The organism is Paenibacillus sp. VMFN-D1 (genome assembly GCF_003386155.1).
GTDB lineage: Bacteria > Bacillota > Bacilli > Paenibacillales > Paenibacillaceae > Paenibacillus_AQ > Paenibacillus_AQ favisporus.
In genome coordinates this window covers 465,735-491,192 of record NZ_QRDU01000002.1, presented here as the reverse complement: position 1 = coordinate 491,192, position 25,458 = coordinate 465,735, and the positions used below count along the sequence as shown (strand labels likewise).

25 protein-coding genes are annotated in these 25,458 nt (G+C 55.0%); 6 read left to right on the top strand and 19 right to left on the bottom strand.

Annotated features, from left to right (window positions below; translation table 11 throughout):
• Positions 1-2: 2 nt before the first annotated feature.
• Positions 3-1,010: an HRDC domain-containing protein gene (locus C7820_RS17750; protein WP_116232173.1), complete on the bottom strand. Its 1,008-nt coding sequence runs from the start codon at positions 1,008-1,010 to the stop codon at positions 3-5.
• A gap of 177 nt (positions 1,011-1,187) precedes the next feature.
• Positions 1,188-2,021 (bottom strand): helix-turn-helix transcriptional regulator, encoded by an 834-nt coding sequence (locus tag C7820_RS17745; RefSeq protein WP_116232172.1) that lies wholly within the window; start codon positions 2,019-2,021, stop codon positions 1,188-1,190.
• Positions 2,022-2,207: 186 nt separating this feature from the next.
• On the opposite strand from C7820_RS17745, the gene C7820_RS17740 reads away from it, so the two are divergent.
• Positions 2,208-3,002: an SDR family NAD(P)-dependent oxidoreductase gene (locus tag C7820_RS17740; RefSeq protein ID WP_116232171.1), complete on the top strand. Its 795-nt coding sequence runs from the start codon at positions 2,208-2,210 to the stop codon at positions 3,000-3,002.
• 167 nt (positions 3,003-3,169) lie between these two features.
• Here the strand turns inward: C7820_RS17740 and C7820_RS17735 are convergent, their stop codons facing one another.
• Positions 3,170-4,051 (bottom strand): ROK family protein, encoded by an 882-nt coding sequence (locus C7820_RS17735; protein WP_116232170.1) that lies wholly within the window; start codon positions 4,049-4,051, stop codon positions 3,170-3,172.
• Positions 4,052-4,221: 170 nt separating this feature from the next.
• Positions 4,222-5,082, bottom strand: a complete 861-nt coding sequence (locus tag C7820_RS17730) for a 5'-3' exonuclease (protein WP_116232662.1) — start codon at positions 5,080-5,082, stop codon at positions 4,222-4,224.
• A gap of 314 nt (positions 5,083-5,396) precedes the next feature.
• Between C7820_RS17730 and C7820_RS17725 the strand changes: the two genes are divergently transcribed.
• Both C7820_RS17725 and C7820_RS17720 read left to right on the top strand, forming a co-directional pair.
• Positions 5,397-6,458 (top strand): Gfo/Idh/MocA family protein, encoded by a 1,062-nt coding sequence (locus C7820_RS17725; protein WP_116232169.1) that lies wholly within the window; start codon positions 5,397-5,399, stop codon positions 6,456-6,458.
• A 24-nt stretch (positions 6,459-6,482) separates the two neighbouring features.
• A complete protein-coding gene (locus C7820_RS17720) occupies positions 6,483-7,325 on the top strand; it encodes a Gfo/Idh/MocA family oxidoreductase (RefSeq protein WP_116232168.1) in 843 nt (280 codons plus the stop codon).
• Positions 7,326-7,420: 95 nt separating this feature from the next.
• Here C7820_RS17720 and C7820_RS17715 read toward each other — a convergent pair whose 3' ends face one another.
• The 9 genes from C7820_RS17715 to C7820_RS17675 form a co-directional block, all read right to left on the bottom strand.
• Positions 7,421-7,780: an arsenate reductase family protein gene (locus tag C7820_RS17715; RefSeq protein WP_116232167.1), complete on the bottom strand. Its 360-nt coding sequence runs from the start codon at positions 7,778-7,780 to the stop codon at positions 7,421-7,423.
• Between the two features lie 15 nt (positions 7,781-7,795).
• The gene (locus C7820_RS17710) at positions 7,796-8,812 is read right to left on the bottom strand and encodes an RluA family pseudouridine synthase (RefSeq protein ID WP_116232166.1); all 1,017 of its coding nucleotides are present in this window, start codon (positions 8,810-8,812) and stop codon (positions 7,796-7,798) included.
• On the bottom strand, positions 8,809-9,378 hold the full coding sequence (locus tag C7820_RS17705; RefSeq protein ID WP_076170668.1) for a cob(I)yrinic acid a,c-diamide adenosyltransferase: 570 nt from the start codon (positions 9,376-9,378) through the stop codon (positions 8,809-8,811). The genes C7820_RS17710 and C7820_RS17705 overlap by 4 nt, the downstream gene beginning before the upstream one ends.
• Positions 9,379-9,455: 77 nt before the next feature.
• A complete protein-coding gene (locus C7820_RS17700) occupies positions 9,456-9,998 on the bottom strand; it encodes a hypothetical protein (protein ID WP_116232165.1) in 543 nt (180 codons plus the stop codon).
• 93 nt (positions 9,999-10,091) lie between these two features.
• Positions 10,092-10,355: an aspartyl-phosphate phosphatase Spo0E family protein gene (locus tag C7820_RS17695; protein WP_076170672.1), complete on the bottom strand. Its 264-nt coding sequence runs from the start codon at positions 10,353-10,355 to the stop codon at positions 10,092-10,094.
• Between the two features lie 114 nt (positions 10,356-10,469).
• The gene (locus C7820_RS17690) at positions 10,470-11,681 is read right to left on the bottom strand and encodes an aminotransferase class I/II-fold pyridoxal phosphate-dependent enzyme (protein ID WP_116232164.1); all 1,212 of its coding nucleotides are present in this window, start codon (positions 11,679-11,681) and stop codon (positions 10,470-10,472) included.
• Positions 11,682-11,694: 13 nt separating this feature from the next.
• Positions 11,695-12,195, bottom strand: coding sequence for an Lrp/AsnC family transcriptional regulator (locus C7820_RS17685; RefSeq protein ID WP_076170676.1), 501 nt, complete (start codon positions 12,193-12,195; stop codon positions 11,695-11,697).
• 248 nt (positions 12,196-12,443) lie between these two features.
• Positions 12,444-12,836, bottom strand: a complete 393-nt coding sequence (locus C7820_RS17680; protein WP_116232163.1) for a spore coat protein — start codon at positions 12,834-12,836, stop codon at positions 12,444-12,446.
• A gap of 22 nt (positions 12,837-12,858) precedes the next feature.
• Positions 12,859-13,095, bottom strand: coding sequence for a hypothetical protein (locus C7820_RS17675; RefSeq protein WP_076170680.1), 237 nt, complete (start codon positions 13,093-13,095; stop codon positions 12,859-12,861).
• 173 nt (positions 13,096-13,268) lie between these two features.
• Here C7820_RS17675 and C7820_RS17670 point away from each other — a divergent pair, with 173 nt between their 5' ends.
• Complete coding sequence (locus C7820_RS17670) at positions 13,269-14,510, top strand: NAD(P)/FAD-dependent oxidoreductase (RefSeq protein WP_116232162.1); 1,242 nt, start codon at positions 13,269-13,271, stop codon at positions 14,508-14,510.
• Positions 14,511-14,631: 121 nt separating this feature from the next.
• Here the strand turns inward: C7820_RS17670 and C7820_RS17665 are convergent, their stop codons facing one another.
• The 4 genes from C7820_RS17665 to C7820_RS17650 all read right to left on the bottom strand — a co-directional run bounded on the left by C7820_RS17665 (position 14,632) and on the right by C7820_RS17650 (position 19,446).
• On the bottom strand, positions 14,632-15,852 hold the full coding sequence (locus C7820_RS17665; RefSeq protein WP_076170684.1) for an MFS transporter: 1,221 nt from the start codon (positions 15,850-15,852) through the stop codon (positions 14,632-14,634).
• A gap of 78 nt (positions 15,853-15,930) precedes the next feature.
• Positions 15,931-16,509 (bottom strand): hypothetical protein, encoded by a 579-nt coding sequence (locus C7820_RS17660; protein WP_116232161.1) that lies wholly within the window; start codon positions 16,507-16,509, stop codon positions 15,931-15,933.
• Between the two features lie 103 nt (positions 16,510-16,612).
• Complete coding sequence (locus C7820_RS17655; protein ID WP_105441850.1) at positions 16,613-17,041, bottom strand: DUF350 domain-containing protein; 429 nt, start codon at positions 17,039-17,041, stop codon at positions 16,613-16,615.
• Between the two features lie 38 nt (positions 17,042-17,079).
• On the bottom strand, positions 17,080-19,446 hold the full coding sequence (locus C7820_RS17650) for an endonuclease MutS2 (RefSeq protein WP_116232160.1): 2,367 nt from the start codon (positions 19,444-19,446) through the stop codon (positions 17,080-17,082).
• 159 nt (positions 19,447-19,605) lie between these two features.
• On the opposite strand from C7820_RS17650, the gene C7820_RS17645 reads away from it, so the two are divergent.
• A complete protein-coding gene (locus C7820_RS17645) occupies positions 19,606-19,959 on the top strand; it encodes a phage holin family protein (protein WP_076170692.1) in 354 nt (117 codons plus the stop codon).
• 50 nt (positions 19,960-20,009) lie between these two features.
• Here C7820_RS17645 and C7820_RS17640 read toward each other — a convergent pair whose 3' ends face one another.
• Positions 20,010-21,125, bottom strand: coding sequence for a GGDEF domain-containing protein (locus C7820_RS17640; RefSeq protein ID WP_116232159.1), 1,116 nt, complete (start codon positions 21,123-21,125; stop codon positions 20,010-20,012).
• Between the two features lie 254 nt (positions 21,126-21,379).
• On the opposite strand from C7820_RS17640, the gene C7820_RS17635 reads away from it, so the two are divergent.
• On the top strand, positions 21,380-21,766 hold the full coding sequence (locus C7820_RS17635; protein WP_116232158.1) for a cupredoxin domain-containing protein: 387 nt from the start codon (positions 21,380-21,382) through the stop codon (positions 21,764-21,766).
• Positions 21,767-21,896: 130 nt separating this feature from the next.
• On the opposite strand, the gene C7820_RS17630 is transcribed toward C7820_RS17635, so the two are convergent.
• On the bottom strand, positions 21,897-25,370 hold the full coding sequence (locus C7820_RS17630) for a cell division protein ZapA (RefSeq protein ID WP_116232157.1): 3,474 nt from the start codon (positions 25,368-25,370) through the stop codon (positions 21,897-21,899).
• Positions 25,371-25,458: the final 88 nt, after the last annotated feature.

Here is a 25,458-nt window from a genome sequence, read left to right as displayed (position 1 = left end):
GTTCACCCCACGCTTCTGTGGGTGCCGGGCTGCCGGCGGAACCGGATGCGGATCAGACGGATCCGCTCATAACGCTGCTCCATACCGCTTCCCGAGCCGGCATCCTCTCCATACACTTGCAGCAGCACCGGCTTCAAGAGCGCATCGCCCAGCTCCTCCAACGCGGCCCACACCCGCTCCTGCTCCTCATTCGGCACCTCCTCCAGCTCGCTTTGGATCAGCCGCTCGGTATCATACCCTTCCTTCTCCAGCTGCTCCAGCGCCTCCACCAGATCTCTGCGCGGCAGACCGCATTCCTGTTCAAGCTGCTGCAGATTCATCCCCTCATAAATTCCCTTCAGCATGGTGCGCCGTGTACGGTATTTATCCAGGTCCTGCTTGTACTTATGCTCCTTCTGCTTGTAGGTCCACGATAGATATGACTGGTCGTCCAGGGCGTCATTCACCCAATCCAGCGGAAATTCGTGGCTGCGCTGCACCGTTCCCGCAATCTCGATCAGATCGGCTCCGTACTCCGACGCCTTGCTCTCCCCGACGCCCGGAAGCTGCAACAGCTCTTCGATGGTATGCGGCACAAAGGCGCTGATCAGACGGAGCACCCGGTTGCTGGCGATAAAATAAGGAGCCTTGCGTTCGCTGGCCGCTTTCCTTCTCCGCCAGGCGCTGAGTTCGGCGTACAACTCCTCGTTGTTGTGCAGTTCGCTGTAGCAGTACAGCTTCTGTACAGCATGGCTGCGGCCCTTCAGCTCCTCCTCCTCATGGAACGTGCCGTCGATCAGCGGGCGGAATCCTTCGCCGAGCTTGACCGCCAGGCCGTGTCTGTAAATGTACAGCATCTCATTCCAGGATCCGCCTTCATACCAAGCGGTATCCATGGCTTCCCCAGTCATCTCCAGATCTCTCCATCCGAGATGCCAGGTTCCCTCCTCTTCGCCGATCCATACCTGCGCGAGCTTTTCTCCCTCGCTTCCCGCATCCTTCACAAGCCGGTTCATAAAAACGATTTGCATGTTCACCAATTCCTCCATCCACGTAGGGTAATCAGCACAACGCAAAAAAGCACCTCTCTTAAATTAAGAGAGGTGCTTCCCCATTCGTGCAGATGTGCTGTTATAGTTGATCATACCATATTATGTAAAATGGTCAATGGGTTTTTCGCCAAATCTCCGAAATAGCCGAGCAGCCGCTCAGCTGCGGCTCAGCGCGGAATGATATTCCTGCAGCTTTACCCGGGTCTCCGGGGAAGGGCTGTAAATCATGACTTTCAAATCCGGATCTTCGGGCGCCTGGAGCGTAATATGCTCGAATTCCAGGTGTCCCATGACCGAATGCTCGATTTCTTTATGGCCTTCCATCTTTTCCGCTGGATCGTGCTGAAGCCAGAGCCGGGAAAAATCCGGGCTTGCCTCCTTCAGGTCCCGGATCAACGCATCCATTCCTTCATCCTCCATATAACGGGCTCTCGCCGTATGGAATTCCGATATAACGCTTCTGGCCACCCGCTCCCAGTCGAGGTAACGCTGCCTGGCTATAGGGAGCGTAAACAGCCTCCATACCAAGTTGTAATGATACGGCGGAGCCGGGATATCCATCGCAAAAATGTCACCGGCCATCGCGTTCCAGGCCAGAAAGTCCCACCGTCTGCCCATGACGTAGGCCGGGACCGGATTCAGGTCGTCCAGTACGCTCTGCAGCGTCGGGCTCACTTCTTCTTCCGGCAGGGCAAGCGGCGGCAGGGATTCGCCCGCGAGAAGAAACAGATGACGGCGTTCATTCGCGCTGAGCCGGAGTGCCCGGGACAAGCTGTCCAAAATTTGTACGGAAGGGTGTACATCCCGGCCCTGCTCCAGCCATATATACCACGATGTCCCCATATTGGCAAGGAGCGCAACTTCCTCCCGCCTCAGCCCAGGGGTGCGCCGCTGCGAACCGGTGGGCAGCCCATAATCCTCCGGAGACAAGCTCTCCCTTTTGCCCCGTAAAAACTGGCCGAGCGCTGTGCGACGATCTTGGTCGTTCATATCGATCACTCCTCATCGTGGTGTTCCGAAACCTATGTTCAAGCCGCCTCTTCACCCGTCAATTCACCCAAAGTATACTCAGCCTTAGAACGTGAGTCAATTTCGGAGCCGTGTCATCTAGCTGCCATTTAAGACAGCATGGGGCCATTGAAAAAGAGCTCTGGATCAATCCAAGGAGGCAAAAACATGAATCAGATCACTTCTCAGCATCTTCAAAACCGGCAGGGTTTGCTCCACGATAAAGTGGCGATCATTACAGGGGCCAGCCGGGGGATCGGCGCCGCAGCCGCCAGGCTGTTCGCCAGGGAAGGAGCAATCGTAACCTTGATCGCCAGAACCGAGTCCAGCCTCGCGGCCTTGACGGAGGAAATCCGGGCTGCAGGCGGACAAGCGGATTACGTCACTGCGAATCTCGCGGAAGCCGGCAGCATCGAGCACGCAGTGCAGACGACGCTTGACCGTTACGGCCGCCTCGACATCGCCTTTAATAATGCCGGAGCTGCCATTCCTCCGGGACCGCTCGCCGAGACGGAGGAGCAAGGCTTTGATTTTATTCAGGACGTAAACTACAAAGCCATATGGCGGGCTATGGTTGCCGAAATCCGGGCGATCCGCGGCACGTCAGGCCGTGGGGCGATCGTAAATACCAGCAGCGTCGGCAGCTTGCAGGGGAACCCCGCGTTATCCCTTTACGGTGCGGCGAAGCGTGCGGTCAACAGCCTTACGCAAACGGCTGCGATCGAATACGGCCCGGAAGGCATTCGAGTCAATGCGATCGCTCCAGGTACGACGATGACCGAAATGATTCAGGGATGGGAATCGGAGCAGCCTGGGGTCATCGATCATCTGAATTCCCGGACGCCGCTGCGCCGGGCTGCGGAGCCGGAAGAAATTGCAGAGGCCGCCGCATGGCTCCTAAGCGACCGCGCAGCTTATGTTACCGGGGTGATCCTGCCGGTTGACGGGGGACTAAGCGCTTAAGTCTACGAAATTCCCCTTAGGCACAGCGTAGAGCAAGCTGCTGCGTTTGCTATTTTAAGGTTAGATGCAAACTTCCGCATAAACACAAAAAAGAGGGCCTTTCAGCCCTCTTTTCTTATTTCTATTCACCATCTCATGAAAGCCCGTCAGTCGATCAAGCCTTCGGCTTAACCCGCAGCCAGCGCCTTCTTGGCGAGCGCAAGCGCACCGCACAGGCCGGCGTTGTCGCCAAGCTGAGGCGGAACGATGTAATTCTCGATATCGTCCATGATGGCTGGAACCTGTACGTAGCCGTTCAGCTGTTTGCGCAGCTCGGCATGAATCAGCGGGAACAGCTGCAGCTGTTTCATGACGCCGCCGCCCATGACGATTTTTTGCGGAGACAGGATCAAAATGTAGTTCATCAGCGCCTGAGCGAGATAGTAAGCTTCCATCGCCCAAGCCGGATGGTCCGGCGTCAATTCCGCACCCGGAACGCCCCAGCGTTTGGACAAGGAAGGTCCGGCTGCCAGCCCCTCCAGGCAATCGCCATGATATGGGCAGAAGCCTTCGAATTTGTCCTCCGGATGACGGCGGACCAGGATATGTCCCATTTCCGGATGGGACAGGCCATGGATCAGCTCGCCGCCCACAACCGCACCGGCGCCGATGCCCGTGCCAACGGTAATGTACAGGCAGCTTTCGAGCCCCTGGGCTGCTCCCCAAGTCGCTTCGCCCAAGGCGGCCCCGTTCACATCGGTATCAAATTCGATCGGCAGATCGAAGTGAGAGCGCAAATGTCCTACCATATCGAAATTGCTCCAATAAGGTTTCGGCGTCGTCGTAATCCGTCCGTATGTAGGACTTCCCTTTACCGGGTCAATCGGCCCGAATGAACCTGCTCCGATCGCCGCGATGTCTTTGCCCTTAAAGAAATCGACCACCTGGGCCATCGTTTCCTCCGGCGTCGTTGTCGGGAAGCTGATCCGTTCCACAACGGTACCGTCCTCTTGGCCGATTCCGCATACGAATTTCGTTCCCCCTGCTTCAATTGCTCCTAATAGACTCATCGTAGTCGTTCCCTCCTGCAGCGGGCCTCCCCAGCCCTGTATAAATGCCATATACCTTCTATCTTGTCTATCAAACAATCACGGGCATTATAGCCCAGTTAATCCTTGAAAGTCAATCGAATAGCGCACAAAAGAGCCGGCGCTCCAAAAACGCCAGCACTCTGCACTCGTTAGCCGATGGCCAGTCCCATAAGAGAACACAGGCTCTTCATTTCCAGTTCTTCAAACTTGCTGATCACCTGATGATGATCGAGCGACAGCTGGCACACATCCAGCGAGCAGGCGACGGGCACGCAGCAGTGAATTTCGGCCAGCTTGCGCGAAAGGTGCAGCATGTCGAGGTCGGCCTCGATCTTGGCGCGGACACTCTTGGACAGCTGGTCCAGATTTTCGAGAATCCCTTCAACGGATTCGTATTCCTGCACAAGCTTGATCGCCGTCTTCTCGCCGATGCCCTTCACGCCGGGGTAATTGTCGCTCGTATCGCCCATGAGCGCCTTCACGTCGATAATCTGCCGCGGGCGCAGCTGCTTCTCTTCATACAGGGATTCCGGTGTATACACCATATAATTGCCGTGCCCTTTTTTCATAATAATGACCGTCGTCCGATCGCTGACGAGCTGCAGCAAATCGTTATCGCCGGACAGGACCATCACGTCCATCTCCCGTCCGAACTGGTCGGCCAGCGTCCCGATGCAGTCGTCCGCTTCATACCCTTCTGCGCTGATATTCGGAACGCCGAGGCTGTCCATTACGTCGCGGATCATCGAAAACTGCGGAATCAGATCGTCCGGGGCGTCCGGACGGTTGCACTTGTAAGCGGCAAACTGCTGTCCGCGGAACGTACCGCCTCCGAGATCCCAGCAGCAAACCACATGCGTCGGATTAAACGTTTGCACTGCATCCCAAAAATAACGAATAAAGCCATAGATCGCGTTTGTCGGAACCCCCGCCTTCGTGCGGCGAATGTAGCCGCTGGACGCGGTCGCGAAATAAGCTCTGAATAATAAGGCCATGCCATCCACGAGCATCACGGATTGGCGCTGTTCATTTGCTGTCACTTCTTGTTTCTCCCCTTGTCTGCCTGTTTCCCCTGGATTCCAAGGTTCGGCACTGCTTCCTCTAGTATAGCATATCCGCCAGGGCATGAGGCCCTTCCTGATATCACCATTCCCGGCTTATTCCTGCCTTTTTGTCCCGCCCGCTAAAGTCATAAACCAGACAGCCTATTACATAAAATTTGTGAAGAAGATCTCCCTTCATCCTGAATTACGCAGCAGGAGTTATTCTCCAAATATCGAATCTTGAAAAGGATAAATCCACTTAAGCAACAGGAGGAATGAATATGGGAAAAACGATCAAGGTTGCTGTCATCGGCTGCGGGACCATTGCCAGAGCGGCGCATATCCCCAACTATTTGAAACATCCGGACGCCGAAATCAAATATTTTTGCGACACGGACAAGAAGAAGGCAGAGCAGGCAGTCAAGGATTATGAATGCGGCACCGCCGTGGAAAATTACCGTGACATTCTGGACGACCCCGAGATCGATGCCGTCTCCGTATGTACCCCTAACGATGCTCATGCCGCCATCTCCATCGATTTTTTGCGGGCGGGCAAGCATGTCCTGTGTGAAAAGCCTGCGGCCCGCACCTACGCGGAAGCGCTGGAGATGCAGAAGGTGCAGCACGAAACGGGCAAAGTGCTGAATATCGGGGTCGTGAACCGGTTCAACAAAAGCGTGAACATGATCAAAAACCTGATCGAAAGCGGCGAGCTTGGCGAACTGTACCATATCTATGCAAGCTTCCGCGCTCACCGCTCCATTCCGGGACTTGGCGGCGCATTTACCACCAAATCAATTGCCGGCGGGGGCGTCCTTATCGATTGGGGCGTCCATTATCTGGACATCGTCATGTACTGCGCCGGCGATCCGCGCCCGTTGACGGTATCCGGCCAGGCCTACTCCAAGCTGGGGCGGGACCTGCCGAATTACGCCTACCTGAACATGTGGGCAGGACCCCCGAATTACGCCGGTACGTATGATGTCGACGACTTCGTCACGGCCATGATCCGCACCGAAGGACCGGGCATTACGATCAACGGTGCCTGGGCGCAGAACATCGGCACACCCGAAACCTACATCGATTTTCTGGGCGACAAAGCAGGGATCCGCCTACAATACGGAGGCGACTTCACTATTTACGGGGCCAAGGACGGAGCTTTGCTGGAAACGAAGCCCAAGTATTCATCGAGCGACCATTTCGAAAACGAAATCAACGGCTTTCTCGAATGCATCCAGACCGGCGTAAAGCTGCCGTCCCATATCGATACCGTCATCGTCACCTCCAAGATGATTCAGGCGATCTACGACTCTTCCGAGCAGCGCAGGGAGATCGAGCTGTAATAAGCGACTGAGGGGGATTGCTGCTTGAAAACGATCGGTTTTATCGATTATTACCTCGATGAATGGCATGCCGAGCATTATCCGAAGTGGATTGAACAGGCATCGGGCGGCACCATGAAGGTGGCCTATGCCTATGGAATGGCCGATTCGCCTTCCGGGCGCACTAACGTACAGTGGAGTGAAGACAAAGGGATCGAGCTGCTCCCTTCGATTGCCGAGGTCGTAGATCGAAGCGATTACATCATTGTCCTTTCGCCCGACCATCCGCAGTACCACGAGCCGCTCGCCCAGCTTCCGCTTCAATCCGGCAAGCCTACCTATATTGACAAAACCTTTGCCCCGGACCGCCAGACCGCTCGGCGCCTGTTCAATCTAGCTGAGCAGCACGGGACGACGCTGTTCTCCAGCTCGGCGCTTCGCTTCGCCGCGGAGTACGCCGGGGCCGAGCGCGCCGGCATCGAGAACATCATCAGCTTCGGGCCGGGGCGGTACGACAACTATTCGATCCACCAGATCGAACCGATCGTCTCGCTGCTGGGCCCCGGCGTCCGCCGGATGATGTATACCGGAACGCCTCACGCCCCGTCGTGGCTGATCGGATTCAGCGGGGGCCGCCAGGCCGAGATCCATCATCTCGGCGGGGGATGTCCCTTTTCGCTGACGGTCAGCTATACATCCGGTGAGACGAACGTGCTGAAAGCGGACTCCGATTATTTCGGGCTGTTCGCTGGGGCGCTCGTCCGCTTCTTCGAAACCGGTGTTCCGCCTGTCGATCCGGCCGAGACGGTAGCGATCATCACGATTATAGAACAGGGCTTCAAGGCGATGGAAACGCCCTATCAATGGGTAGAGCTCCCTTCGGAATAGATCCTCGAACGCAAAACAAAACGGTGGCAAAGCCGCAGGGAAATGCTAGGACCCTTCCCTGTCGGTCATGCCACCGTTTTTTACGGAATCCCAGGCTACGCCCAGTTCTCCTCGTACATGTCCTCTTTAAAGCCGACCGTCACCTTGCTGCCATCGGTTACGATCGGACGTTTGATCAACCGGCCGTTACTGGACAGCAGCTTGATCTGCTCTTCCCGGCTCATTGCAGGCAGCTTGTCCTTCAGACCCAGCTCCTTGTACGCCTCTCCGCTGGTGTTAAAAAACTTCTTCAAATCAAGCCCGCTCTTCTCGACCAAGCGGGACAGCTCGTCCGGAGCCGGCGGCTCCTCCCATAAATGCTGGAGCTCCAGCTCGTGGCCGTGCGCTTCCAGCCATTTCACCGCACTGCGGCACGTACCGCATTTGGGATAATGGTATACTTTCAATTTGCTCATCGTTGCTCACTCTTTTCATTGATCAAGTTCATGTTGCTTCGCCTGTGCAATCAGGCGGGTCATGTCGGGCGGCAGCGGTGCCTGAAACGTCATCCGCTCCCGGGTAACGGGATGCTGGAAGGACAGCTCCCAGGCGTGCAGCGCCTGCCGCGAAATGCTGTGATCCAGCAGCACCACAGTCCGCTCGGATGGGGTTAATCCCTGAGGCAGAACGGTCTCCGGGGCCCCCTCTTCCTCAGGCGGAAGCATCCGGTAGACCGGATGACGATACAGCTTATCGCCGATCAACGGGCAGCCGATGCTCGTCATATGGACGCGGATCTGGTGGGTTCTGCCCGTTTCCAGCTTCAGCTGAACGAGCGAAGAAGACGAGCCGTACGCCTCAACAACCTTATACCGCGTCAGCGACGGATACCCGTCAGGCGTAACGATACGGCGATGCGGCTCTTCCGGGTCGCGGTCGATCGGTCCGTCCACCTCCCCTTCTTCCGGAGACGGAACGCCATGAACGAGGGCCAGGTACCTTTTGTCCACCTCGTTTGCGATCATTTGCTCCGAAATATGCTGGTGGACATACGGATTTTTGGCAATAGCGATGACGCCCGACGTTTCCTGGTCCAGCCGGTGCACGGCTCGAAAGCGGAACGCCTCTCCCTTGTCCCGCCAATAGTGAACCACGCCGTTCGCCAAGGTTCCCGTATAGTGTCCGTGCGTCGGATGCACGATGATGCCGGCTTCCTTGTTTACGATCAGCAGGTGCTCATCCTCGTACAAAATGCGAAAAGGAATGGACTCTGGCAGAATATCATCCGAAATTTCTTTCTCCATCCGGATTTCCACCACATCCCCATCCCTGACCGGAACGCTGATGTACACTCTTTGGCCATTCACGGTAATCCCCTGTTCCGTCAGCTTCAGGCGGGACTGCAGCTTGCGGGATACGTGGAGTCTCTTCTGCAGAATCGTCTTCAGCAGCCACCCGTCTTCCGAAGGCGGGACGGTATATGAAATCGGGGGATAGTATTCGCTCATTTTTTCCGTCCGAATACCTTTTTGCTGCGCACGTATTCGATATCCGCCACGCCGCTGCGGGCGTTGGCCGTCCGGGCCACAACGAAGAAGTAGTCCGACAGACGGTTCAAATACCTGCGCACGTCGGGATTAATTTCTTTCTCCCGCCCCAGCGTCACGACTCTGCGCTCTGCGCGGCGGCAGACCGTGCGGCATACATGCAGCGTGGATGCCAGCAGGGTGCCTCCAGGCAGAATAAAGCGCTCCAGCTCCGGCGTCTCCTCCATGTAAGCATCCATCCACTGCTCGAGCCGCGTCACTTTGTCGGGACCGACCTTGTATTTGCTCTCGCTCAGCTTCACAAATGCCAGATCGGAGCCGCAGTCAAACAGCTCATGCTGAATCTCGATCATATTTTCTTTCAGGTCCTGCAATGACTCCGCTTCCATCAGGCTGATCGCCTGGCCCACAAAGCAGTTCAGCTCGTCAATCGTGCCGTAGGCCTCAACCTGCAGGTCGTCCTTCAGAACGCGCCCGCCAATGACGGACGTTTCGCCTTCATCGCCTGTGCGAGTGTAGATTCTCACCAGCTTCTTCTCCCCTTTATCGCGTTATATCATACATCAAAGGAACCGCGGAAGCCGCGTCCCCTGTGCTGGCTTCTTTACTCCGTCAATGCCTTGAGCGCCTTTACCGCATTGTCGACCGACTTGGCCGAGATCGGGATCGTGGCGTACAGCTTCTCCGGAACGTATTTCTGGTCTTTGAAAAATTTCATTTCACGAACGGGGATGCCGTACAGATGCTCGGTCGTATCCGTCGTGCCGTCTTCTTTTTCCTCGTTGCTGGCGAACACGCCGTCCGGATATTTTTTCGGGTCAAAATACGAATCGAGCACGGTATGGCCGCCCATTTTGGCGTAATTTTTCATATCGTCTTCCGGCAGAAAAATGATGTCATGCCCGCCGGCAGCATATTCAACCATCAGCTTCTCCGGGTTATAAATCGGACTTGCCGATACTTTGACCTTCAGGTCGGGCCCCATCACTTCCTGAAGCTTGTCCTGCACCTTCTCATACACCTGAGACGGATCGGACTGATTGTCAATCATAAAGACCGATAACTCGTTTTTATCTCCCTTGCCGCAGCCCGTCAGCAATAAAACGGCAAAGACAACCAGCAGCGCCAGCTTCCCGTATACCTTCAACTCCTGCTCCCCCTTTTCTCCGATAGGTTCAATATATCACAACCTGATGAGAGAAAAAAAGAAGACCCCATTCCGGGGTCTTCCTACTGCCGATTAAGATTTCTTCTTCGGGCAGCTTTTCATATATTCGTTTATTTTCAAATCCAGCAAACTGCTGATTTCGATTACGATTTCCGATGTAAAAGACTGTTCCTGCATAAAGATCTGTTCCATTTTTTTGCGGAGCATCATGATTTCGTCTTCCAAGGATAAAGTTTTCGTCTGATCTGTCGTTTTGGTTGACCATTTTACATTATTGCTGCCTTCAGCTGCGTAATGTCCGCGGAATGCAGGCAAATCGTATTCAGCGCAAAACAAGGTCATCCCTCCTTGGCAAGTCAATTTTTGCTCCCAAAATAGAATTATAACATACAAATAAATAAATAAAAGTGAAATTTATGTTAAATTCTACTAGAAACAGGGAATTATTGTTCAGCTGGTTTTCAGTTTGTGGACAAATTCTCCAATGCGCTCCAGAGCCTCAGTCAGCTGGGCGACGGAGGTGGCATACGAGCAGCGGAGAAAGCCTTCTCCCCCTTGTCCGAAAGCCGTTCCAGGCACTGCAGCGACCTTCGCTTCCATCAGCAGGCGCTGGGCGAACTCATCCGAGGACAGCCCGGTCTCAGCGATGCTAGGGAAGGCATAAAAGGCACCTTGCGGCTCATGACACGGCAGTCCGATATCGACGAAGCCCTGCACGATCAAACGGCGCCGCTGATTGTAGGACTCGATCATCCGGTCCTTTTCTTCCAGCCCGTTGGTCAGCGCCTCCAGCGCGGCCACCTGCCCCATCACCGGTGCACACATCACTGTGTATTGGTGAATCTTCAGCATGGCGGCGATCAGGTCGGGATGGGCACAGGCATAGCCCATACGCCAGCCGGTCATGGCGAACGCCTTGGAAAAGCCGCTGACCAGAACCGTCCGGTCCATCATGCCCGGAATCGAGGCAAAGCTGACATGCTTCTGCGTATACGTCAGTTCGGCATAGATCTCGTCGGAAATGACGATCAAATCATGCTTCTCCACCACTTTGGCGATCGGCAGCCAGTCCTCATACGTCATAATGGCGCCGGTCGGATTGCTCGGGTAACATAAAATCAGCACCTTGGACTTCGGCGTGATTTTGGCCTCAAGCGCCTCTGCCGTCAGCTTGAAGTCGTTCTCTGCGAACGTCTCGATGCCGACCGGAACCCCGCCGCCGATCGAGGTGATCGGGGAGTAGGATACGTAGCAGGGCTCGGGGATGAGAATTTCGTCCCCAGGCACGATCAGCGCACGCAGCGCCAGATCGATCGCCTCGCTGCCGCCGACCGTCACTAGAATTTGATTGGACGGCTGATAGGAGACCTGAAAGCTGTCATACAAATACTGGGCGATAGCTTCCCGGAGCTCGATCATCCCGGCATTGGAAGTGTAGGCCGTGCGCCCCCGCTCAAGGGAATATACGCAGGCTTCTCTCACATGCCATGGAGTCGTGAAGTCCGGTTCCCCTACGCCCAGTGTAATAATGTCCTTGCTTCCTTCGGCCAGGTCAAAAAATCGGCGGATTCCGGATGGCGGAATATCGCGGACCAAAGGAGCCAAATACGATTGCATCGATTTCGAATTTTGCGGTTTCTTCGTTTCTTCATTCACGATCATGACACATCTTCCTTTACGGTGAGATCATGAGACGGTTATCTTCTTCACGGTCTTCAAAAATAATTCCGTCCTGCTTATATTTCTTCAAAATGAAATTCGTCTTCGTCGACAATACCGAATCAATCGGCGACAGCTTCTCGGAAACGAAGTTGGCCACTTCCCGCAGGTTGCGCCCTTCCACTTCCACCAGAAGGTCGTAGGCTCCCGACATGAGATACACGGATTTGACCTGCGGATACAAATAGATCCGCTCCGCGATCCCTTCAAAGCCCCGCCCGCGCTCGGGCGTAATCTGCACTTCGATCAAGGCGGTTACCGTCTCGTCTTCAATCTTGCTCCAGTTCACGACCGCCGCATATTTTACGATGACATGGTCTTGTTCCAGCTCTGCGATCGCTTCCTTGACCGCTTCCTCTTCAACGCCGATGAGCGTTGCCAGCAGGGCCGGGGACCGTCTCGCGTCTTCGTTCAACAGGTCGAGGACCTTCAGTTTCAAATCCGTCAGTTGTTTCATACAGCATCCTCCAGCGCTTGTTCCACGGGCCTTCTTCACTATTACGACAAAGGACCCGGGTTCGAGATTAATACTAATATTACATGAAATTATCATGCATGCAAAGCAAAACCGTCTCCCCGGCGTGGGCCGAAATGGAGACGGCAAAATGGGTCCATGCTTCATAGAAGCAGGATTTTGGGTACTTATTGTTATCCGCTTGGTGACGCCGCACATGAGAACTAAACGGCGCCTGCACCACAGGCAAATTACATGTAATACGGGTTTTGGGAGCTTTGCTGCTGCTGGTACGGATTGGATGCCTGGGCATATTGGCCCATGCTGCTTGTTTTTTGCTGCACGAACTGACGGTTCTTTTGCTGCAAATTTCGCGCATCCTGAATCGACTTGTCCACATCTTGGCGAAGCGCCTTGGATGACGTGGAGTACATATTCAGCTGCTTCATCAGATTGTATAATTCTCCCTGCATGCGGAGCGTATCGTTCGTCAGCTGCGTAAACAATTGCCGCACGGTCGGACAGGAGGATTCCGTCGTTGCCGTGGTGTATTCGCGGACCGTTCTTTTCAGATCGGCCAGGATCGTGTACAAGAGGTCCTCGTCCTGCATGAACTGCGAGTTATTGGAATTTTGATAATACATTGCGCAATTGCCTCCTAAGCTATCATTGTTGGGGACTCGTCGGCGCCAGCGGCTGGTGCTGCTGAATGGCCTGTACGAGCAAATCGATATGGTGGTCCAGCGACCGGATGTATTGCTGGCACGCCTGCTGAATCGTCGGATTCTGCGTAGCAGCGGCCGTTGCCGCACACTGCTTGATCAGCAGATCCTCATTGGAAATCGAATCGACGATATATTCCAGCTCCTTGCCGGTAATCGCCTGCATTTGATTGGACTGCATCGGTATTCCTCCTCTGGATATCTCTAACTCCATCCGTATTATGTCCCGGGATAGCTTTTCTATGTATTGTCAGGCATGGCCTATTCCACCAGCCTGATCTGCCGGAACGGGCTATAAATTGTGCATGTGGAGCAAATACTTTGAATACTACCGATAAGGGGCGAAACACACATATGATTCTGAATAAAGGGAACTTGGCATGGCCGTCTACATTGAAGCCGGCACCCGCTTATCCGGAACTTGATCAAGATCTCTCCTGCGATGTGCTGATCATTGGCGGCGGGATGGGTGGAGCCCTTCTTGCCCACAAGCTGTCCGGGACCAATCTTCAGGTGGTTCTGCTGGAAAAGGGACGGATCGCTGAAGGAAGCTCTTCAGCCAATACCGGACTGCTTCAAAGCTTCAACGATAAATCGCTGACCTCCATCATCCATACGTTTGGCGAACAGGCTGGCATCACCTTTTACCAAATGTGCAGGGACGCGATGAGCAAGCTCAAGGAAGCAGCCAGCGGTCTCAAACTGGAACCCGAGTTTATTTCCCGCAGCAGCCTGTATTACGCAAGCAGCGAAGAGGATGTGCCTTACCTCAAAGAAGAATATGAAACCCTTCGCAGGCATGGCTTTGCAACGACTTATTGGAATCAGGCCGATATCGCTTCGCGGTTCCCCTTCTCCAAACCCGCGGCGTTGTATACGACCGGCGATGCCGAAGTCAACCCTTTCCGGTTTGTGCACGCCCTCGTCAAGTATGCAGTGGATCATGGGATACGGGTGCACGAAAACAGCCCGGTGATTCATTTGGAGTATGGAGAAGACGGCGTGGTTTGTTATACGCGCACCGGCCGGATCTTCGCCCGGAAAGTCGTCCATGCAGGCGGCTACGAAACACAGGAAGAGAAACCGGACCGCAATGCGCTGCTTCAGACAACCTATGCGATTGTCACGAGCCCCGTACCCGATTTTACCGGTTGGCACGAGCGCTGCCTCATCTGGGAGACGGCACGGCCGTACCTTTATATGCGGACCACCCCGGACAACCGTATCGTAGCAGGGGGCCTGGACGAGCATCCGGTCGATCCGGAGGAGAGGGAAGGCCGAATCCGGCATAAAAGCGAAATGCTGCTGAACGAGATTAAAGCCCTTTTCCCCCGTTACGCCGGTATCCAAGCAGACTATGCATGGGCTTCGCTGTTCGGGCTCACCCACGACGGACTGCCCATGATCGGTCCGCATTCCCGGTTTCCTCACAGTTATTTTATTGAAGCCTATGGCGGCAACGGGACGGTCTACTGCATGATTGCGGCGGATCTGCTGAGCGATGTTCTTTGCGGGAAAACGCGCCCCGAGCTGGACATTTTCTCATTGGAGCGGACTTCCAAACCGTCCCCCAATGCTCAGGTTCCCGGCTCCTGATTGGCAGATCAACTTTAAACCTTGCAGCCAGGTTGGGCTTCCGTAAGTTCAATCTTCCCTACTGAAAAATCCCCTGACTCCGAATGAAGGAATCAGGGGATTTGCTGTGTAACACGATTGTTCAAGTGCGTGCCGATTTCCCCGGCTTGAGCAGCCGTCTCACGCAGATCCAGCTGAGGATCGGTGATGCGCCGAGCACGAGCATCAGCACGGTTATGGTGCTCTGGTCTTTGCTGAAGGACAGCACGATGATGAATATTATCGTACCGAGAAGGCGGCCCACCATCAAACTGAGCTCACGCAGAACGACCAGCTCGACCCGCTTTTCCACGTTTTCGTCGCTGGTCCCCATCAAGTCGAAGCCGGATGAGACCATCGGCAGGATGTACAGCGGCATAAAGATAGCTGTACCTATGCCGAGCAGCAGCAGGGTGAAATAATTGACCTTCCAGATAAGCGGTACCATGACCACCCACAGCAGCAGGGCGCCCACCAGCATGCCCGCGCTCCGGTAGGCCGGTTTGAACCATTTGCCAGCCAGCCAGTACGTGGCCAGCGATACCGCGGACGTAATGAGCGAGAACTGCCCCAGCTTCGACTCCTGTTTCGTGGCTACAAACACAAGGAGATTGATCAGAAAGGCGAACACCCCTTCCCGAATTCCCTGCGCCGCCAGACCGGGGGCCATAAGCCGCCAGGGGCTGCCTTTGTCCTTCAGCTGCTTCACAGGCTCGAGCCAGGCATAGGTTCCGCCCTTTTTCCTCTTTTTCAAAAAGAAGCTCAGCACCACGCCGAGGGCATAAATGATCAGGGACGTCGTAAAAATAATCCGATACCCCCGGTCGCCCTTCAGCATGGAAATCAGCAGGCCGGAAAACCAGGGCCCGACAATGCCCGTAATGGAGCCGAGCAGGCCGACCCACCCGTTAAACAGGTCCCGGTTCTCCGGATCGGTGACTTCGAAATACACCACGTTAAAAGCAATCCAGAACAGCCCGATCGCAATCCCAAGCAGTATCCCGAGCGGCCATATATAATAAATTGCCTTTTCCCCAACCCACAGAACCAGCAAATAAAAAAGGCCCGTCAGCCCGATCCCCAGCCTGAGGGCGTTCATTTTGTTATACTCCTTCACCCATTTGCCTGCCAGCCAAAAGGTGAGCCCGACGGCCAGCTGCTGGGCGACGGTAAACCATCCGATCATCGCGTAATCCTGTTTGCTTTTCCATAAATATACGTTGAGAAACGTGCCCGACAAGGCGCCGGATAAAACGATCAGCCCGTTAACGGCAAGCAGCAGTATCGTTTGCCGGTTCAGCCGCGCAGATGATTTTGATTTCATAATTACCCCCTTCATATCCGGGTCTACCTCATTAGTAGTTCCCTAAAAGGGGGCAAATCATCGGTCGGTTTGCTTTTTTTACGAATTCTTCTTCTCTTGGCTCAAGTGGTCGACCATCCGCAGCCGGTCTTCCTCGGCCAGATTGTATTCGACATGAAAGCATCCCGTGCAAATATACATTTGAACTTGAAAAGGCGGAGTCAATACCGGACCTTGGAGCACGCCGAAAGCCGCGGGCTGAAATTGTTCTCCCACCTGATGCGTGCCGGCAAGCACCATGTAATCCCGGCATTTCGGGCATTCCGGCACTTCCTCCTGCTCATCCAGAATTTGCTCCACTGTCTCCTCGTAGTTCATGAGGTCATGGCTGTCCTCATACTTATCGAGCGTCCGGATCGACGGAGGCAGCTGCTGCATGTCTTCCTCATTCCAAAAAGGAACGGCTTTATCGTCATCCTCAGGAAGCTCCCAATCCGAACCTTCGATTCCCTCATGCTCCTCATCTACGTCCGCTTCCTCTTCATCGGCACCCAGCTGGATGCTCAGCGTCCGGTAACCTTTCAGCTCATTGTGGCAGTAAGGGCATTCATCCTCGGGGCCCAGTTCCTCGTCCCATACGATTTCCGTCTGGCACCAAGGGCAAACCGTGGTTTCCATATGATCCATCTCCTTAATGTTTCATCAAATATACGACGCCCACAACAAAGAAGGCGACCGCAGCGACGAACAAAATCCTCGCCAAATTTTTCATGTGTTCCTCCTACATTAAACAGGCTCCAATCACATATGAAAGGGACACCGGGATCAGCATAGAGATCAGGCCGACCGCCCGGTTATCCCGTTTAATTTCTTCGTCCACGGAAAACACCGGGGTTAAAAATTCGTACAGCAGGTAGGCGATAAACAGCAGCAGAAAGCCGTAGAAGGCCCACTTCATCATGTCATAGATCGACGTTTTGGACTCGATGCTGTACCTCAGCACATTGCAAAGGCCGAATATTTTACCTCCGGTAGCCAAAGCGGCGGCAATATTGCCTCGTCCGATTTCATCCCAGCACTTGTACCTCGCCACGATTTCAAAACAGTACAGAAAGACGATCAAGCCCAGAATCGCTACCGAAAAATAACCAATCAGCGTACCGATCGGATAGGCCAACAGCAGATCAGCCCCGTTCTTCACTCCCAACATCCCCCTGTTCCCGGCCGAAATTCAGGCTCGCACCCATATTATTTAAGCTCAACCACCGTCACGCCGGTTCCGCCTTCGCCGTAATTTCCCAGACGGTAACTTTTAATATGCTTGTGCTTGCGGAGATATTCCGAGATTCCCTGTCTCAAAATGCCCGTGCCTTTCCCGTGAATCAGGTAGACTTGGCCAAGGTTGCCCAAAAACGCTTCATCGATAAAACGGTCGACTTCGATCAGCGCCTCTTCCAGATTCGCGCCCCGCAGATCCAGCTCGCTGCGGATGTTGTCATCCCGCGTGCGCTTGATCGTAGTCGCATGCCGCTGCACCTGCTTCTCGGCCGGTTTGTTCGCATTCACCAGCTCGAGGTCGTCCAGGCTGACCTTCATCTTCATGATGCCGAGCTGCACCACGGCCTCCTTCGCGCCGGACAGCTCCACGACATGGCCCTTCTGGTTCAGGCTGTAGACCATGACTTCATCCCCGGGCTCGATCTGGCGCGGGGCCTTGGCCTTCGGTTTGGCCGCTCCCTTCTTGCGCTGCTGCGGCTCAGCCTCATCCAGCTGCCGGCGGGCAGCGATCAGCTTATGCTCCTTGACCGAAGCCCCTTCCTCTTTGGCCAGCTGACGCAGATCGGCGATGATCTGCTCCGCTTCACGGCGGGCTTTGGCAATGACTTCCTTGGCCTCGCCCCGGGCCTTCTCGATCAGCCGGTCGCGCTGCTCCTCGAGCTTTTCGAGCTCCTGCTGGTGCCGGCTCCGGAGCTGCTCCATCTCCTGGCGCAGTTTCTCGGCCTTCTCGCGTTCGCTTTCGGCGCCCAGCCGGTTCTCCTCCAGAGAGGCGATCATATGCTCGACGCGCTGATCTTCTTCTTTCACTTCCCCGCGGGCATAATCCAGGATCACATGCGGAAGTCCGAGCCGCTCCGCAATCGCAAACGCGTTGCTTCGTCCAGGAACGCCGACGAGGAGCCGGTAAGTCGGACTCAGTGTGTTCACGTCAAATTCCATGCTGGCGTTGATGACGCCTTTGCGTTCATAGGCATAAGCCTTGAGTTCGCTGTAGTGGGTAGTAGCCACCATCCGGCAGCCCAGGCTGTGGATATGCTCCAGAATGGAAATAGCAAGCGCTGAGCCTTCCGCCGGGTCGGTCCCGGCCCCCACTTCGTCAAGCAGCACCAGGCTCTTCGGCGTCATATGGTTCAAAATACGGATAATATTGGTCATATGGCTGGAGAACGTACTCAAGCTCTGTTCGATGCTCTGCTCGTCCCCGATATCGGCGTAAATGGCGTCGAACACGCAGAGTTGACTTCCTTCCTCCGCGGGAACGAACAGGCCGGACATCGCCATCAGGCTCAGCAATCCGATCGTCTTCAGCGTAACGGTCTTACCGCCGGTATTCGGCCCGGTCACGATAATGGAAGTGTAGGAGTTGCCCAATTCCACGTCGATTGGCACAACCTTCTCCATGTCGATCAGCGGATGGCGTCCTTTCTTCAGCTTCAAGTATCCCCGGTCGTTCATTCTCGGCTGGCTGGCCTTCATGACATGCGCCAGACGCCCCTTGGCAAAAATAAAGTCGAGCTGTCCCAGCAGATCGATATCGAGCAGAAGAAGATCCGCTTGATCACCGACGAGCGACGTCAGCTTTTGCAAAATAATTTCAATTTCGCGTTCTTCCTTCATCCGGGTTTCGCGCAGCTTGTTGTTCATCGCTACGATCGATTCCGGCTCAATAAAGAGCGTCGCTCCCGAACCGGACTGATCATGCACGATCCCGCCAAAATACGAACGGTATTCCGCTTTAACCGGAATGACAAACCGGTCCCCCCGGATCGTAATAAGCTGGTCCTGCAGCATTTTGGCCACGCTGGAGGAACGGATCATCGAATCGAGCTTCTCCCGGATCCGTACTTCGCCGGATCTCAGCTCCCGCCGAACCTGGGCAAGCCCCGGACTGGCGGAATCGAGCACTTCGGCGCTTTCGTCGATGCATGCTTTAATGGCATCTTCCAGCGCCTTCTGCTCGGATAAATTTTCACTGATCCCCTCCAGCAGGGGAATCGGCTCGTCCTCGTGAACATTCGCGATGAACCGCTTGATCCGTCTCGAACCGTTCACGGTGTTGCCGATGGCCAGCAGCTCGTTCGGGCTTAAGGTGCCGCCGATTCTGGCGCGCTTCAGCGGAGCGGCGATGTCCGTAATGCCGCCGAAGGACGGATTCCCCTTCAGACGGTCCACGGTATACGCTTCGTCGGTTGCCTGAAGCAAACGCTTTACCGATTCCAGATCGGTATCGGGCTTCAAGGACTCGGCCGCTTCCCTCCCCATCGAGGTTTGGGTATAGGCAGCGCATTTATCTAAAATCTTGCGGTATTCGAGCGTATGCAAAATCTTGTCGTCCAACAGTATTCACTACTCCTCTCGTGCAATGCCTTTATTATATACGAAATGTTTGCCGCTTCGCCATTTGCAGCGCTAAATCATTCCATACATAACATGGCGAAAATTGAATACAATAAGGTTTGCATAACACAGTATCCATGTGTAAAGGAGGCCAGTTGCATGCATTTTCTGGGTCATGTCGTTCGCTTTATCGTGTCTGCCATCGTCCTGCTGATCGTTGGCTGGATCGTTCCCCAGTTTTCCGTCGGAGGGTTCTGGAGCGCTCTGCTGCTCGCTTTGGTAATCGCACTGCTGGGGTGGATTATTGAAGGAATCTTCGGCAAAAGGGTTACTCCCTTTGGACGCGGGATCGTCGGTTTCATCGTCAGTGCCCTCGTCATATACATCGCCCAATTTATTGTCAGCGGCGTAGAAGTTACCATCCTTGGCGCCATTCTCGCCGCCCTCGTCATCGGTATTATCGACCTGTTTATCCCGGTGTCCGCATTTAATGCCGGAAGGGACAAGCGGTAAACCGTTTCCCGAATGAAAACCCCTGCCTAAGGACAGGGGTCTTTCCTTTTTTATCCGGCATAATCAGCTGCGTCTTCACCCGCGGTCACCACTTTATTTTTTCCCGTCCGTTTGGCCTGGTACAGCGCCATGTCCGCTTTTCGAAATAATGATTCCTTGTCGTCCCCCTGCTGAAAATTGCAAAGTCCAATGCTCACCGTAACCGGCTTCACCGTATGCGGCAGCTCGGTTCTGGCGATCCGTTCACGCAGCTGCTCAGCCATGCGTTCTGCTTCTTCCAATGTCTTATCCGCCATAATAATGGCAAATTCCTCTCCGCCATAACGAGCGGCAAAATCATTCGGCGTCATCGTCGACATCACCTTCGAAGCGACCTCTTTCAGCACGACATCGCCCACCCGATGCCCGTAATTATCGTTGACCTTTTTAAAATTATCGATATCGATAATTGCCAGCTGCAGCGGAAGCTGATACTTCTCGCATTGCTCCAGCAGAGCCTCCAGGTATTCGTGAAACGCCTTGTGATTGTATAGCCCGGTCAGTGCATCGATTTTGAGCAGCTTGTCCGATATCGTTCTTTCCACCAGGAGCTGCTGCTCCGACTTCATGACCGATTCCAGATGGCGCATAAATTCCTTGACCCGGACCAAAATCGTATGACCAATCATGATGCTGACAATAAACACGCTTTGGATTTGGATGAATTCCTGAATGGGTTTCTGGTAAAGGGAGCGTTCGGTGAGATAGATGAGACAGTACAGGAGGATCGTTAACGAACCAAAGCTATATAGAAGCTTGCGGTCAAAATAAACGACGGAAATCAAAACGGGCAGAAGGAGCGCCATCTGTGCCCCGTCCACGATCGGCTGAATGATGAAATAGAACAGGTAGGAGAGCAAAAATCCGCAGCCGACCACAACCTGCTTCCGGTATTTAGGTTCGAATCGCAGCCAGGTCTGTGCCGCCAGCATAAGCAGCAGGATGCAGCCGTCAGGGATGCCCAGACGCAACCAGTCCTCCGGCCCGTCCCCGGCGGTCACGGAAGGAATGCAGCCCAGCAGCAGCAGAACCGCCTCTGCCGCGAAAAACATCAGCGTCACGATCCAATAGGCGTTCAATATTTTGCGATGCCATAAATCTTCCAAAATCAACCCCGTGCGATTCATTGGAATGTCATTCCCCTAATCTTCTAAACAAGAATATTTGCGGGCTTCGTACATCGTCAATGCTCATTATATCTTAAATCCAAGATAAGCACTATCTTTTTTCCAGCTGATCCTTTTCCTGGGCGCGGCAAAATCAACGGGTGCTGCGTTCACCAATTTTTCAAATGAGCCTCGCCCAGACATATCCAATTTAAGGTATGATAAGGCATGGAACCAATTAAAATGATGAAGGTATACATAAAGGAGGATCACAAGTGAAGAAGACCCTGGCTGTCGTCCTTTCCTGCGTGCTGCTTCTGGTGCTGGCTGCTTGCGGACAATCCAAGAGCGGCGATTCCGCATCGGGCAGCGGAGTCACCGAAACCGGTGTAGCCCCGAGCGAGGAATTGGTGATCAAGGCGACAAACTATGCATTCGATCAAAAAGAATATCATCTCAAAAAGGGCGTACCTGTCAAAATTACGCTTGAAAACGATAAGGGAAACCACGGCGTTCTCATTCCGGGTCTCGAGCTTCAGCTTGACGGTAAAAACAAGTCCGCTGTCGTCACGCCGGAAAAAGCCGGCACGTTCGAAATGGCCTGCTCAGTGTTCTGCGGAGCGGGACATTCCGGCATGATTGCCAAAGTCATTGTGGAATAAAAGTTAGGCAGACTTGAACCCAAAAGTTAAAATCCCCTCGAAGTATGCTTCAGGATGATGCATGATCCGTCCTGCCGCTTACTCCGAGGGGATTTTCATTTAGGTGTGAAATGTGGGTGGTCTATAGAAGTCAGCTCTGATCCTGTTCGATCAGCTCGATCCACTCGTTATATTCGGTCTGCAGCTTGGAATACTCGTCCTTGAGCAAGCGGTACTCTTCCTCCAGCTTGCCGGTCTTCTCCAGCTGAATCTCATGCTCAGCCTGCAGCAGGCGGTATTGATGCGTCACCAGCTCAAAGCTTTCGCCCACCTGGCGTAGCTCATCCGCGACCGACTCCTTCTCGCTCTGGATCCGGGTAAGCTGCTGCTCGCCGGCAGCGATCTGCTGCTGCCAAGCCTCAAGCTCCTCTTGCAGCTCCAGCTCCCGGCTGCCCCAGGCTTCCTGCTGATCCATCATATCCTTCAGCTTATCCTGATAAGACTGCATGGATTGCTCGGCACTGCGCAGCAGTCCGCGCAGCTCGGTCTCCCGATCGGCCGCTTCATCCAGCTGCAGCGATGCTTCCTCCAGCTTCTTCACCGCGGCCTCTTTCTCCTCCAGCAGAAGCAGGTATTCGATTTCGGCATCCTCCTGGCGGCTCTGCGCCTCCTTCACCTGGCGCTGCAGCTCCTCATACTGCCGCTGCAAGCCCTGATACTGCTGGTTCAAGCTGTTGTACTGTTCGCGCTGGGCTTCGGTTTGGCTCCGCAGCTGTTCATTTTGCTCCTGAGCTGCCCGGTTGACCCGCTGCAGCTCTTCGTACTGAGCCTGAACGTCCTTGGCTTGAAGCTCCAGCTCTTCAAACCGTGCTTCAGCTTGCTCCTGCTGCTGGCGCAATGTGCTGTTGTCGCGGGCATATTCCTCGGACTGCAGCCGCAGGCGCCCGATCATTTCCCGGCTGTCCTCCAGCTGCTGCTCCAAATCCGCCAGCTGCTCTGCTCTGGCGTCATGCGCCTGCTGCAGTTCCTGATACAGCTCCTGGTGGTCATCATATTCCATCCGAAGCTCGTGATACTGCTCCTGCCGTTCTTCCAGCCGGAGCTGCAGCGCACGATACTGCTCTTGATGACCTTCGCTCTGCTGCTGCAAGGTTAAATATTGCTCTTCGAGATCTTCCAGCGCCCGGCGGGCCTTCCGATGCTCCGCCTGCTGTTCCTCGAACTGCTCCTGAACCTCCAGGTACTGATTCTCGAGGTCTTCCAGCGCCTGGCGGGTCGTTTGGTGCTCCTGCCGCTGCTCCTCCAGCTGCCGCTGTACGGCTCGATGCTGCTCTTCGCGCTCCTTCAGCGCCCGAGCCGCCGTCTGCTGCTGCTCTCGCTGCTCTTCCAGCTCCTGCTGCAGCAATGCGTACTCCTCTTCGCGCTCCTTCAGCGCCTGGGCAGCCGTCTGCTGCTGCTCACGCTGCTCTTCCAGCTCCTGCTGCAGCAATGCGTACTCCTCTTCGCGCTCCTTCAGCACCTGGGCAGCCGTCTGCTGCTGCTCACGCTGCTCTTCCAGCTCCTGCTGCAGCAATGCGTACTCCTCTTCGCGCTCCTTCAGCACCTGGGCAGCCGTCTGCTGCTGCTTCCGCTGCTCTTCCAGTTCCTGCTGCAGCGCTGCATTCTGCTCCTGCTGCTCTTCGAGCAGAAGCTGGGCGAGCTCGTACTGCTCCTCATGCTCAGCCACCTGCTTCCGCAGCTCGCCGCACTGCCGCTCGTATTCGCCTGAACGGCTCTGCAGCTCGGCATACCTTGCCTGCTGCTCTTCCCACTGCTCCTTCAGACCTGCATAACGTTTCCGTTCCTCTTCCGCCTGAAGCTCCAGCTCCGCGTGTACTTCCCGTCTTCTCTCCAGCTCCTGCTGCAGGTTTTGTACGTTCTCCTGCTGCTCCTCTGATTGGATTTCGAGCTCGAGATACAATTCCTGCTGTTCCTCCAATTGAAGCCGAAGGTCCTTGAGCTGCTGCGCATATTGGCTCGACTGCCGCTCCAGGCCTGCAATCTGCTCCTCTTTGGCCTCGATCTGCCGCCCGTAATCCTGCAGATCCTGCTCCCGCCCTTGCAGCGCCTGCTTCAGCGATTCCAGCTCTTGCTCCTTCGCGGCCAGCACCTTCTGCTGAGCTTCCAGCTGCTTCTCCAAGCGCTGAAGTTCCTCTCCCTGTTCCGAGGAAGAACGCTCCTGCGCCTGCAGCTTCTGCACCTGGGCTGCGAGCTGCTGCTGCTTATCTGCCAGCTCCTGCGCAAGCTGCTGCAGCCGCTCCTCTTTCTCGGCCAGTTCCTGACGGAGCACTTCCCGCTGCTGCTCGGCTTCCTGGCGGAGCCTACTCTCGCCGTCCGCCTGCTCTTTCAGCACGCTCAGCTCGTCATGCAGCGAAGCCATGCCTGACTCGAGCGTCTCGTTCTGCTCGCCGGCTTCCAGCACCTGCAGCTCCAATTCGCCGATCTCTTCCTTCTGCTTCTCGATCGTGCCTTGAAGGGTTTCGGCTTCGGCCGTCAGCTGGGCGATTTCGCCGGTCATTTTCTTGGAAGCCTCGCTGTAATCCTCAAGCAGCTTCTGCATGCGGCGGTGTTCCTCTTCCGAAGCGGCCGCCTCGTCCTTCAGCTTGCTGATCTGTCCGTTCAGCGCTTCCTCCTGCTCGGTCAAAGCCTGCACTTGCGCCTTGGCCTCCTCCTCGCGCACCAGCACGACTTGATGCTGCTGCCGCAGTCTGGAATAGGCCTCCTTGGCGTTCTTCAGCTCCTGCTCCATGTTCTGCAGCTTCTCCTGAAGCTCGCCGCTGCTGCCGCGAAGCTCGGTCAGCTGCTCCTGCAGCTCCTGAATAGAAGCTGCATGCTTCTCTTCGAGCTCCTTGACGGCTCCCTGATGCTTCTGCTCCAGCTCGGTGATCTTCGCGCGGTTGTTCTCCTCCGCCTCTTTCAACGCTCCGACCCGCTTCTGTTCGGCGGATTGCAGCGCTGCCGCATGCTTCCGTTCCAGCTCCAGCACGGCAGCTTTATGCCGTTCCTCCACAGCCTGCTTGTCCTTCTGCATTTGCTCCGCGGCCTGTTTCTCCTTGCGAAGCAAAGACTCCTTCTGTTCTGTCTCCCGCTTCAGCGAAGCGCGGAGCTGATCCAGCTCCTTCGTCAGTGAATTCCGGGTCTGCTCCAGCCGCGCCGTAAGCTCGGACTTGGACTGCTCCAGCTCTTTCGCAAGCGCAGCCTTCTCCTGCTCCAGCCGCTTTTGCAGCTCTTCCTTCTCCTTCTTGATCTGCTGCGCTTCTTCCTTCTGCTTGTTGACTTCCGCCAGCTGCTCGTCCCGTTCGGACTGCAGCCTGGTGAGCTCCGAGCGCAGTTCGCTGCGCTCGCCGGTCAGCATCTTCACTTCGTTGCGGAGATCCTGCATCTGCACGGCTTCCTCCGCCATATGTACCGCGGCCAGAACGGCAATCCTAGGGGTGTCCAGCCGGGAATTGCTTTTGGAAATGGCATTCATCCGTTCATCGACATAACTGGCAATCTTTCGCATATAATCGGCACTGCTGCCGACCAGTTTATAAGAAGTCCCGTAGATCTCCACGGAGACGCGTGTACGATCAGGTGTAGTCACAGTTGTGCCCTCCTTCATATGTGTGTTGACTCTAAGATGTCTTGTTCTCTCCAATAAAAAAAATCACATCGAATCTCTGTGTCTAAGG

What these genes read in the sequence shown, in the direction of transcription:
- C7820_RS17750 (WP_116232173.1), bottom strand. Translation starts at nt 1,010, where the DNA reads ATGCAAATCGTTTTTATGAACCGGCTTGTGAAGGATGCGGGAAGCGAG.
- C7820_RS17745 (WP_116232172.1), bottom strand. Translation starts at nt 2,021, where the DNA reads ATGAACGACCAAGATCGTCGCACAGCGCTCGGCCAGTTTTTACGGGGC.
- C7820_RS17740 (WP_116232171.1), top strand. Translation starts at nt 2,208, where the DNA reads ATGAATCAGATCACTTCTCAGCATCTTCAAAACCGGCAGGGTTTGCTC.
- C7820_RS17735 (WP_116232170.1), bottom strand. Translation starts at nt 4,051, where the DNA reads ATGAGTCTATTAGGAGCAATTGAAGCAGGGGGAACGAAATTCGTATGC.
- C7820_RS17730 (WP_116232662.1), bottom strand. Translation starts at nt 5,082, where the DNA reads ATGCTCGTGGATGGCATGGCCTTATTATTCAGAGCTTATTTCGCGACC.
- C7820_RS17725 (WP_116232169.1), top strand. Translation starts at nt 5,397, where the DNA reads ATGGGAAAAACGATCAAGGTTGCTGTCATCGGCTGCGGGACCATTGCC.
- C7820_RS17715 (WP_116232167.1), bottom strand. Translation starts at nt 7,780, where the DNA reads ATGAGCAAATTGAAAGTATACCATTATCCCAAATGCGGTACGTGCCGC.
- C7820_RS17710 (WP_116232166.1), bottom strand. Translation starts at nt 8,812, where the DNA reads ATGAGCGAATACTATCCCCCGATTTCATATACCGTCCCGCCTTCGGAA.
- C7820_RS17690 (WP_116232164.1), bottom strand. Translation starts at nt 11,681, where the DNA reads ATGATCGTGAATGAAGAAACGAAGAAACCGCAAAATTCGAAATCGATG.
- C7820_RS17685 (WP_076170676.1), bottom strand. Translation starts at nt 12,195, where the DNA reads ATGAAACAACTGACGGATTTGAAACTGAAGGTCCTCGACCTGTTGAAC.
- C7820_RS17680 (WP_116232163.1), bottom strand. Translation starts at nt 12,836, where the DNA reads ATGTATTATCAAAATTCCAATAACTCGCAGTTCATGCAGGACGAGGAC.
- C7820_RS17675 (WP_076170680.1), bottom strand. Translation starts at nt 13,095, where the DNA reads ATGCAGTCCAATCAAATGCAGGCGATTACCGGCAAGGAGCTGGAATAT.
- C7820_RS17670 (WP_116232162.1), top strand. Translation starts at nt 13,269, where the DNA reads ATGATTCTGAATAAAGGGAACTTGGCATGGCCGTCTACATTGAAGCCG.
- C7820_RS17665 (WP_076170684.1), bottom strand. Translation starts at nt 15,852, where the DNA reads ATGAAATCAAAATCATCTGCGCGGCTGAACCGGCAAACGATACTGCTG.
- C7820_RS17660 (WP_116232161.1), bottom strand. Translation starts at nt 16,509, where the DNA reads ATGGAAACCACGGTTTGCCCTTGGTGCCAGACGGAAATCGTATGGGAC.
- C7820_RS17655 (WP_105441850.1), bottom strand. Translation starts at nt 17,041, where the DNA reads ATGTTGGGAGTGAAGAACGGGGCTGATCTGCTGTTGGCCTATCCGATC.
- C7820_RS17645 (WP_076170692.1), top strand. Translation starts at nt 19,606, where the DNA reads ATGCATTTTCTGGGTCATGTCGTTCGCTTTATCGTGTCTGCCATCGTC.
- C7820_RS17640 (WP_116232159.1), bottom strand. Translation starts at nt 21,125, where the DNA reads ATGAATCGCACGGGGTTGATTTTGGAAGATTTATGGCATCGCAAAATA.